The sequence below is a fragment of the Sulfitobacter sp. HI0027 genome (assembly GCF_001634775.1).
Taxonomy (GTDB): domain Bacteria; phylum Pseudomonadota; class Alphaproteobacteria; order Rhodobacterales; family Rhodobacteraceae; genus Sulfitobacter.
Genome location: NZ_LWER01000089.1, coordinates 1 through 227 on the forward strand (window position 1 = coordinate 1; position 227 = coordinate 227).

The following is a 227-nucleotide window of genomic DNA, read 5'->3' on the forward strand; positions in this document are numbered from 1 at the left end:
ACTGGTCGTGGATGGGGCGACGTAAGCTAAAATTGGCGTTCTCTACCTTGATGCAGCAGATCAAGGCGCGCTCATCGCGGCACGTGCAGATTGAGTTTCCCGAATTGCGCAAACGATACTGGGGAACGCTATTTTGGGCACGTGGATTCTTTTCGACCACGTCAGGGAATGTCACCGACGATGTCATCCTCCAGTATCTGGAATTATATTCCAAACGCGAAACTATC

1 protein-coding gene is annotated in these 227 nt (G+C 50.7%); it reads left to right on the forward strand.

Annotation, left to right across the window (positions count from 1 at the left end; genetic code table 11):
* Window positions 1-227 (forward strand): transposase (locus A3722_RS05035; protein ID WP_201721967.1); only part of this gene is annotated, 227 nt, incomplete at both ends.